The sequence below is a fragment of the Mycobacterium sp. genome, from assembly GCF_052145595.1.
Taxonomy (GTDB): domain Bacteria; phylum Actinomycetota; class Actinomycetes; order Mycobacteriales; family Mycobacteriaceae; genus Mycobacterium.
On the sequence record NZ_JBKQOI010000075.1, the window covers coordinates 1 to 8945 of the forward strand.

The 8945-nt window shown below is 67.7% G+C and carries 11 protein-coding genes; 8 read left to right on the top strand and 3 right to left on the bottom strand.

Translation table 11 applies throughout. The annotated features are described in order from the left end of the window. The 3 genes from ACLP4W_RS05525 to ACLP4W_RS05535 form a co-directional block, all read left to right on the top strand. A partial coding sequence (locus tag ACLP4W_RS05525; RefSeq protein ID WP_442384885.1) for a CBS domain-containing protein occupies positions 1 to 185 on the top strand: 185 nt, incomplete at its 5' end. 169 nt (positions 186 to 354) lie between these two features. After that, positions 355 to 1086: an RDD family protein gene (locus ACLP4W_RS05530; protein ID WP_442384887.1), complete on the top strand. Its 732-nt coding sequence runs from the start codon at positions 355 to 357 to the stop codon at positions 1084 to 1086. Between the two features lie 61 nt (positions 1087 to 1147). After that, positions 1148 to 2314, top strand: coding sequence for a cystathionine gamma-synthase (locus tag ACLP4W_RS05535; RefSeq protein WP_442384889.1), 1167 nt, complete (start codon positions 1148 to 1150; stop codon positions 2312 to 2314). Between the two features lie 86 nt (positions 2315 to 2400). Here the strand turns inward: ACLP4W_RS05535 and greA are convergent, their stop codons facing one another. Together greA and ACLP4W_RS05545 are read right to left on the bottom strand one after the other, a co-directional pair. After that, positions 2401 to 2895, bottom strand: a complete 495-nt coding sequence (gene greA, locus ACLP4W_RS05540; RefSeq protein WP_442384891.1) for a transcription elongation factor GreA — start codon at positions 2893 to 2895, stop codon at positions 2401 to 2403. Between the two features lie 220 nt (positions 2896 to 3115). After that, positions 3116 to 3550 (bottom strand): DUF4307 domain-containing protein, encoded by a 435-nt coding sequence (locus ACLP4W_RS05545; protein ID WP_442384893.1) that lies wholly within the window; start codon positions 3548 to 3550, stop codon positions 3116 to 3118. 122 nt (positions 3551 to 3672) lie between these two features. Here ACLP4W_RS05545 and mca point away from each other — a divergent pair, with 122 nt between their 5' ends. Genes mca through ACLP4W_RS05565 form a run of 4 tightly spaced genes read left to right on the top strand, consistent with a single transcriptional unit; the run spans position 3673 to position 7294 of the window. Further along, complete coding sequence (gene mca / locus ACLP4W_RS05550; RefSeq protein ID WP_442384895.1) at positions 3673 to 4545, top strand: mycothiol conjugate amidase Mca; 873 nt, start codon at positions 3673 to 3675, stop codon at positions 4543 to 4545. Continuing rightward, on the top strand, positions 4542 to 4868 hold the full coding sequence (locus tag ACLP4W_RS05555; protein ID WP_442384897.1) for a hypothetical protein: 327 nt from the start codon (positions 4542 to 4544) through the stop codon (positions 4866 to 4868). The genes mca and ACLP4W_RS05555 overlap by 4 nt, the downstream gene beginning before the upstream one ends. Then, positions 4855 to 6900 (top strand): thioredoxin domain-containing protein, encoded by a 2046-nt coding sequence (locus ACLP4W_RS05560; protein ID WP_442384899.1) that lies wholly within the window; start codon positions 4855 to 4857, stop codon positions 6898 to 6900. The genes ACLP4W_RS05555 and ACLP4W_RS05560 overlap by 14 nt, the downstream gene beginning before the upstream one ends. 10 nt (positions 6901 to 6910) lie before the next feature. Further along, complete coding sequence (locus ACLP4W_RS05565) at positions 6911 to 7294, top strand: nuclear transport factor 2 family protein (RefSeq protein WP_442384901.1); 384 nt, start codon at positions 6911 to 6913, stop codon at positions 7292 to 7294. Between the two features lie 30 nt (positions 7295 to 7324). On the opposite strand, the gene trhA is transcribed toward ACLP4W_RS05565, so the two are convergent. Continuing rightward, entirely contained in the window at positions 7325 to 8062 is a 738-nt protein-coding gene (gene trhA / locus ACLP4W_RS05570; RefSeq protein ID WP_442384903.1) for a PAQR family membrane homeostasis protein TrhA, read from the bottom strand. A 146-nt stretch (positions 8063 to 8208) separates the two neighbouring features. On the opposite strand from trhA, the gene ACLP4W_RS05575 reads away from it, so the two are divergent. Further along, positions 8209 to 8945 (top strand): (2Z,6E)-farnesyl diphosphate synthase (locus ACLP4W_RS05575; protein WP_442384905.1); only part of this gene is annotated, 737 nt, incomplete at its 3' end.

Genomic DNA, 8945 nt, shown 5'->3' on the forward strand with positions numbered 1-8945 from the left:
AGCACATGAGCCCGCCGCTGCCGATGATCGGCGCCGGTGAGTTGGTCAGCGCGGCCGGCAAGGCGTTGCGTGACTGGGATGCGTTGATGGTGGTGGAGGAAGGCAAACCGGTCGGGGTCATTACCCGGTACGACTTGTTGGGCTTCCTGTCCGAGGGGCCCCGGGGAGTGACAGGGCGACGTTAGCGGAGCGATCCGACCGCAAAGCAATTCGCCAGCGCGCGAAGCGCCGCATTCGGCGTCGCGCGACGTCGCTCGGCTGTGACGCAGGTCTCGCCCGACCGCTTTCGCGCGGCTGGCCCTCAGGTACTGTAATGCGGCCTAGTTCAGCGGATCCGCAGTGGAGGGGTTGCCCATGACCGATCAACCGTGGCCCGGCGAGTCTCACCTGCCACCCCCATCGCCTGCGTCCGCCGGTGGGCAGGAACCCCCGCCCGCTGCCGCTACACCCGGCGGTTCCTTCCCCCCGCCCGCTGCCTCGGCGCCCGCCGGCGGTTCCTACCCTCCGCCGCCTCCACCGCCCGGCGGTGGTTCCTACCCGCCGCCCCCTCCGCCTTCCGGTGGGTACGCGCCACCACCGCCCGGCCCGGCGATCCGTGCCCTGCCGACCGAGTCCTATGCGCCGTGGTTTACCAGGGTGCTGGCGTTCATCATCGACATCCTCCCGTATGCCGTCCTGCACGGGATCGGCACCGGGATCATGCTCGCCACCCAGCAGTCGTCGTGCATCACCGACGTCACGCAATACACCGTCAATCAGTACTGTGCTACCCAAAACTCGACCGCCGGCTGGCTCGCCCAGTCGCTGGCCTGGGCGGTGGGTTGGGCCTACTTGATCTGGAACTACGGCTACCGCCAGGGCACTACCGGGTCGAGCCTCGGCAAATCGGTGATGAAGGTCAAGGTGGTCAGCGAGGTCACCGGCCAACCCATCGGTTTCGGGATGTCCTTCGTGCGCCAGCTCGCGCACATCATCGACGCGATCATCTGCTTCATTGGCTTCCTGTTCCCGCTGTGGGACGCCAAGCGGCAGACCCTGGCCGACAAGATCATGACGACGGTCGTCCTGCCTATTCCGCAGGGCTGAACGTCGAGCACTCGGGACGCGTTACGGCGCGGGCCCGGCGCCGTCGTTAGGCTGATCTTCGATGAGCGAAGACCGCAAGGGGCGCCACGGGTCCACCGGACCGGCCACCAAAGCCATTCACGCCGGATACGTTCCGGATCCGGCCACCGGGGCGGTGAACGCCCCGATCTACGCCAGCAGCACCTTCGCCCAAGACGGCGTCGGGGGCCTGCGCGGCGGTTACGATTACGCACGCACCGGCAACCCGACCCGGGCCGCACTGGAGGCCTCTCTGGCGGCCGTCGAAGACGGCGCCTTCGGGCGGGCGTTCAGTTCGGGGATGGCAGCCACCGACTGCGCCCTGCGGGCAATGTTGCGGCCCGGCGACCATGTGGTCATCCCCAATGACGCCTACGGCGGCACATTCCGGCTGATCGACAAAGTGTTTACGCAGTGGAACGTCACCTACACGCCGGTGGCGCTGTCCGATCCGGACGCCGTTCGCGCCGCGATCACACCGCAGACCCGGCTGATTTGGGTGGAAACACCGACCAATCCGTTGCTGTTCATTGCCGACATCGCGGCCATTGCTGAACTCGGTAAACAAAACTCGGCAAAGGTGTTGGTGGACAACACCTTCGCGTCGCCCGCCCTGCAGCAGCCGCTGACGCTGGGCGCCGACGTCGTGCTGCACTCGACCACCAAATACATCGGTGGTCACTCCGATGTGGTGGGCGGCGCATTGGTCACCAACGACCAAGAGCTCGACGACGCCTTCGCTTTCCTGCAGAACGGGGCGGGCGGGGTGCCGGGGCCGTTCGACGCCTACCTGACGATGCGCGGCCTGAAGACCCTGGTGCTGCGGATGCAGCGGCACAGCGAAAACGCGTTGGCCGTAGCGGAATTCCTCGCCGGACACCCGTCGGTGAGCACGGTGCTGTACCCGGGTCTGCCCGGCCACCCCGGGTACGAGGTCGCCGCGCGGCAGATGAGCGCCTTCGGCGGGATGGTTTCGATCCGCATGCGAGACGGCCGGCGCGCCGCCGAGGATCTGTGTGCCCGCACCGAAGTGTTCATCCTCGCCGAATCGCTCGGAGGCGTTGAGTCGCTGATCGAGCAGCCCAGCGCCATGACGCATGCGTCGACGGCCGGTACACAACTGGAAGTGCCCGACGACCTGGTCCGGCTCTCGGTGGGCATCGAGGACGTCGCCGACCTGCTGGCCGACCTCGGCCAGGCGCTGGGTTAGGGCCTATTGCTCACTCCCGAGTGTGAATCTCACGACGTGACACGCCGGTCAGGCGTCGCTGGATTCACACTCGACGCGAATGGGAGCTAGGAGTGGTACGGCTCCGCGCTGATCAGGGTCACCTTGACGGTATTGCCGCTGGGCACGGTGTAGCTGCGGGTCTCACCCACCTTGGCGTCGATCAGGGCACCACCCAGCGGCGAGTTGGGCGAGTACACCTCGAGCTTGCCGTCGCTGACGCCTTCCTGGCGGGTGGCGATCAGGAACGTCTCGGTGTCGGACTTGTCGTCGTCGTAGTAGACCTTGACCACCGAGCCGGGCAGCGCGACGCCGGACTGCTCAGGCGCCTCGCCGACCTTGGCGTTGTTGAGCAGGTCCTGCAACTGGCGGATGCGGGCCTCTTGCTGGCCCTGCTCCTCGCGGGCGGCGTGGTAGCCGCCGTTCTCGCGGAGGTCGCCCTCCTCGCGGCGGTCGTTGATCTCGGCGGCGATGACCGGACGATTGGCGATCAGCTGGTCGAGCTCGGTCTTGAGTCGGTCATGTGACTCCTGGGTCAACCAGGTCACCTGAGTGTCCGTCATCTCGTCGCGCTCCTCAATTGTCGTTCCGCGTATCCGCGTAAGTTTTTAGACTCCGCTGTCGGGAGTATCCGGGTGCTACCCCGTGTACCGCGGCCCCGCTTCTGCTCACGGCCTTTAATGCAGCAATACACGGTCCCAGCAGGAACCGTGCATTTACCCATGTTACCACCGCGCAAACAGTTGATGACGCCATATTCGCAGTTCGGCCTTTGTCGTGCGGTCAGGCCGGGCGCAGGTAGGCGGGCACGTCTGTGCCGCAGCCGTAGATGTCAGCCATGACCGGCGGTCGGGAGGATTTCACCGTCGTCGTCACCTGGACCGTGGCCGCCTCCGACGGCGGGACGAGTACCTCTCGTCTGCCCGTTTCGCTGCCGTCCGTGGCCCGAACCCGCACGATGCAGTCCACTGGCCGCGACGGCTCGGATCGCGTCACGCTGATCGTTACCGACGCCGTCTCGTTGTCGACCACCCGGTACCCGGCCAGCGAGCCCGTGACGTCACTGGTGCCAAGCCGTTGGTAGCCGATGACGGCAACGGCGAGGCCGGCCGCAACGACCAGCACCGCGAGGCCGATCACCACGCGGCGCCGCGATACGCGCGACAGTCGCGAACGCCCGTACCGGGCCTCGGGACGCGCAATGGGAGCTTCGGTCATGCCTGGGTATGCCTGGATTGTCGGCTGCCGGACGCCGGCCGACAGGATGCAACGATCAGAATTGGAATTATATGGTGATTTCTAGGCTCTTGAGCGCGACCAGCACACCGACAAGGGGGCACGTGAGCGACCTGCGGTTGATGGCGGTCCACGCCCACCCGGACGACGAGTCCAGCAAGGGTGCGGCCACCCTCGCCCGCTACGCCGACGAGGGCCACCGGGTGCTGGTGGTGACGCTGACCGGGGGCGAGCGCGGCGAGATCCTCAACCCGGCGATGGACCTGCCCGATGTGCACGGACACATCGCCGAAATCCGTCGCGACGAGATGGCGAAGGCCGCCGAGATCCTCGGTGTGGAGCACACCTGGCTCGGCTTCGTCGACTCGGGCCTACCCAAGGGCGATCCGCCGCCGCCGCTGCCCGAGGACTGCTTCGCGCTGGTGCCGCTGGAGGTGTCCGTCGAGGCGCTGGTGCGCGTGGTCCGCGAGTTCCGGCCGCACGTGATGACCACCTACGACGAGAACGGCGGCTACCCCCATCCCGACCACATTCGCTGCCACCAGGTTTCGATCGGCGCCTTCGAGGCGGCCGGTGACTATGCCCGCTTCCCCGACGCCGGCGAGCCGTGGACGGTGTCCAAGCTCTACTACAACCACGGCTTCCTGCGGGCGCGGATGCAGTTACTGCACGACGAAGCCGTCAAACACGGTCAGGAAGCGCCGTTTAAGAATTGGCTGGAGCACTGGGACCCCAAGCACGACCCGTTCGCTTCCCGGGTGACGACACGCGTCGAGTGCTCGGCATACTTCGGCCAGCGCGACGATGCGCTGCGCGCGCACGCCACCCAGATCGACCCGAACCACGACTTCTTCGCCGCTCCCATTTCATGGCAGCAGCGGCTATGGCCGACGGAGGAATTCGAGTTGGCCCGCTCCCGGATCCCCGCGCGACTGCCCGAGGACGACCTTTTCACCGGAATCGGGAGCGACTGGTGAAGCACCTTCTTCTCGCGGTGAGCGCCACGGTGTGGGCTGATGGCGCTCCGCACAACAACGGGCCCGATTTCGGCAAGGCCAGCCCGGTGGGGCTGCTGATTATCGTTCTGCTGCTGATCGCCACGCTGTTGCTGCTGCGATCGATGAACCGGCAACTCAAGAAGGTGCCCGAGTCGTTCGACCCCAAGCACCCCGAGCCCGATCAGGCCGCCGACGAGGGCACCGACACGGTCGGCGAGACCCCCGAGCAAGCCCCGGGGCGCGCACCCGAACAGCCGAACGCGTCGGAGCGAGCACCGGGACCCGGCGATGAGCCCGGCTGAGCATTCCGAATCCTCCGGGGCGAACACGCTCGGGCTGGCTACTAGTCCGTACTTGCGTCAGCACGCCGACAACCCGGTGCATTGGCGGCAGTGGACGCCGCAGGCGCTGGCGGACGCCGCCGCGCGCGACGTGCCGATCCTGCTCTCCGTCGGTTACGCCGCCTGCCACTGGTGCCACGTCATGGCCCACGAATCGTTCGAAGACGACGAGGTGGCTGCCGTGCTGAACGCGGGATTCGTCTGCATCAAAGTCGACCGCGAGGAGCGGCCCGACATCGACGCGGTCTACATGAACGCCACCGTCGCGCTCACCGGACAGGGCGGTTGGCCGATGACGTGTTTCCTGACGCCGGACGGCCGCCCCTTCTTCTGCGGCACGTACTATCCGAAATCGGGTTTCCTGCAACTCCTTTCGGCTGTCTCCGCCACCTGGCGGGAGCGCCGCGGCGAGGTCGAGGAGGCGTCCGACCACATCGCCGGCGAGCTGCGCAAGATGGCTGGGGCACTCTGGGGATTGCCCGGGGGCGGACTCGATGTCGCGCCGGCGCTGTGTGACCACGCCGTCGCCACCGTGCTGGGCGACCAGGACACGGTGCACGGCGGCTTCGGCGGCGCGCCCAAATTCCCGCCGTCGGCGATCCTCGAGGCGCTGTTGCGCAGCTACGAGCGCACCGGGTCACCGGCGGCGCTGGAGGCGGTCTCGCGCACCGGCAACGCGATGGCCCGCGGCGGCATCTACGACCAACTCGCCGGCGGCTTCGCCCGGTACAGCGTCGACAACGCCTGGGTGGTACCGCATTTCGAGAAGATGTTGTACGACAACGCGCTGCTGCTGCGCGCATACGCGCACTGGGCGCGGCGCACCCGAGATCCATTGGCCCGACGGGTGGCCGCCCAGACCGCGGGCTTTTTGCTCGGCGAGCTGGCCGAGGCCGGCTTGTTCATATCGTCGCTGGACGCCGACGCCGATGGTCGTGAGGGCTTGACTTATGTCTGGACACCGGCGCAGCTGACCGAGGTGCTCAGCGCCGACGACGGTCGTTGGGCGGCAGGGGTTTTCGCGGTCACTCAGTCCGGCACGTTCGAGCACGGGAGCTCGGTGCTGCAGTTCCCCGCCGATCCGGACGATCCGCAACGACTGGAACGCGTCCGCACCGCGTTGCTGGCCGCTCGGCTCACCCGGCCCCAGCCCGGACGCGACGACAAGGTCGTCACGTCCTGGAACGGGCTGGCGATCACCGCGCTGGCCGAGGCCAGTGTGGCCCTGGGAGAACCCGAGCTGACCCACGCGGCGCGGCGCTGCGCCCGAGCGCTGCTGGACTTGCACGTCGTCGACGGCCGGCTGCGGCGCGCCAGCCTCGGCGGGGTGGTCGGCGACAGCGCCGCCATCCTGGAGGACCATGCGATGCTGGCCACCGGCCTGCTGGCGCTGTACCAGCTGACCGCCGACGAGGCCTGGCTGACGGCCGCAACCGAGCTGCTGGACACCGCGCTGGCGCGCTTCGCCGACCCGCAGCGGCCCGGCCGCTGGTTCGACACCGCCGACGATGCCGAGGAGCTGATGCTGCGCCCCGCCGACCCGCTGGACGGGGCGACGCCGTCGGGCGCGTCGTCGATCGCCGAGGCGCTGCTGACCGCGGCGCACCTGGTCGACGGTGACCGCGCGGAGCGGTATCTGCGGGCGGCGGCCGACGCGCTCGGCGCGCATTCCCTGCTGCTGGACCGGGTGCCGCGCTCGGCCGGACATTGGCTGGCCGTCGCCGAATCCGCGGTCCGCGGGCCGCTGCAAATCGCGGTCGCCTGTGACCCGTCCCGGTCGGCGCTGCTGGCCGACGCGCGTCGGCTGGCACCCGGCGGGGCGATCGTCGTGGGCGGCCGGATGGATTCGTCGGCGCTGCTGGCAGGGCGTGACCGCGTGGCCGGTGCCGATGCCGCCTACGTGTGCCGCGGACGGGTCTGCGACTTACCGGTAACCCGGGCAACGGAACTGGCGGCGGCGCTGGGTGTCTCCGGGCGGGAGCCCGCAGGCTAACCTGCGTTATATGCCGAACGCCGCCGACAAGACCCAAGCAATCACCGACACCGTCAACCGCTACATCGAACTGGTCGCCAAGGGCAGCGCCGACGACCTGGTCGAGTTGTACGCCGACGACGCCACCGTCGAGGACCCGGTCGGGGGCGAGGTGCACATCGGTCGGCAGGCGATTCACGGCTTCTACTCCGCGGTCAACGACGTACAGCGCGAGTGCGAGCTGGTGTCGCTTCGGGTGGCCGGCAGCGAGGCGGCTTTCCAGTTCCGGCTGACCGTGACCGCGGGCGAACACCGGATGGTGATCGAGCCGATCGACGTGATGGCCTTCGACGACCGCGGCAAGATCACCGCGATGAAGGCCTACTGGTCGGCCGCCGACGTCACCCAGCTTTAGCGGGCAATCGGGCGATCAGGCAATCAGGCTTTAGAAAACCACGAACCACATCGCGATGTAGTGGCAGATCGCCGCCACCGCGGTGCAGGCGTGGAAGAACTCGTGGTAGCCGAACGTCGCCGGCCACGGGTCGGGCCAGCGCAACGCGTACAGAATGCCGCCGATGCTGTACAGGGCGCCGCCGACGAACAACAGCACCATCGCGGCCACCCCCGCGTTGTGCAGGATCGTCCCCGTGTACCAGACCGCCACCCAGCCCAAAAGCAGATAGAGCGGCACACCCACCCAGCGCGGTGCTGACGGCCAGCACAACTTCAGCAGGATCCCGGCCAGCGCGCCGCCCCACACGATCGACAACACCATCCGCTCGGCGTCGGGCGGCATGGCCAGCAGTGCGAACGGTGTGTAGCTGCCGGCGATGAACACGAAGATCATCGAATGATCCAGCCGCTTCATCCATTTCCGGGCGTTCTCGGATTTCCAGTTGACCCGGTGGTAGGTGGCGCTGACGGTGAACATCACCACCGTGGCCGCGGTATAGGCGAGCGTCGCTAGGCCGGCACGGGTGGAGGAGACCGCCCACGACACCGCGATCAGGGACGCACCGGCGGCGACGGCGGCCCCGGCCGAATACACGTGGATCCAGCCGCGGAAACGCGGCTTGGTCAGTACCCGGGCGACGCCGTCGACCAAGTGCTGCGCGGTATTGGCGGCGAGCCCCTGCGATTCGGAGTCCGGGTCGGTAACCGCGCTGGTCTGGCTGCTCATGTCTGCTGTTGCCTCGCAGGTCGGGAAATGCCGGTGACTGTGAGTTCAAGAGTAGTCGGGAACGGTGGCGGCACGCCGTGGACGTGCGGTGAATTGCCGGAAATGCAGGCCGGAATTTGTTGCCCCTCACAGTAGGGTGGATCTTCGTGGAGATTATCCCGCCGCGGCTCAAGGAGCCGTTGTATCGCGTCTACGAGCTGCGGCTGAGGCAGGGTCTGGCCGCCTCGAAATCCGAACTTCCCCGTCACATCGCAGTCCTTTGCGACGGGAACCGGCGGTGGGCCCGCGACGCGGGATACGAGGACGTCAGCTACGGCTACCGGATGGGTGCCGCCAAGATCGCCGAGATGCTGCGGTGGTGCCAGGAAGCCGGCATCGAAATGACCACCGTCTACCTGCTGTCCACCGAAAACCTGCAACGCGATCCCGGCGAGCTGGCCGGCCTCATCGAAATCATCACCGATGTGGTTGAGGAGATCTGCGCGCCCGCCAATCACTGGAGCGTGCGTCCGGTCGGGGATCTGGAGCTGCTCGGCGAGGAGACGGCCCGCCGGCTGCGCGGCGCGGTGGAGTCCACGCCGGGCGTTGCCCCATTCCACGTCAACGTCGCGGTCGGTTACGGCGGCCGGCAGGAGATCGTCGGCGCGGTACGCGCACTGTTGAGCAAGCAAATCGCCAACGGTGCGACCGCCGAGGAGCTCATCGACGCGGTGACCGTCGACGCCATCTCCGAAAACCTTTACACCTCAGGGCAACCCGACCCAGACCTGGTGATCCGCACCTCGGGGGAGCAACGCCTGTCCGGGTTTTTGCTGTGGCAAAGCGCCTACTCGGAGATGTGGTTCACCGAGGCGCACTGGCCCGCATTTCGCCGGGTCGATTT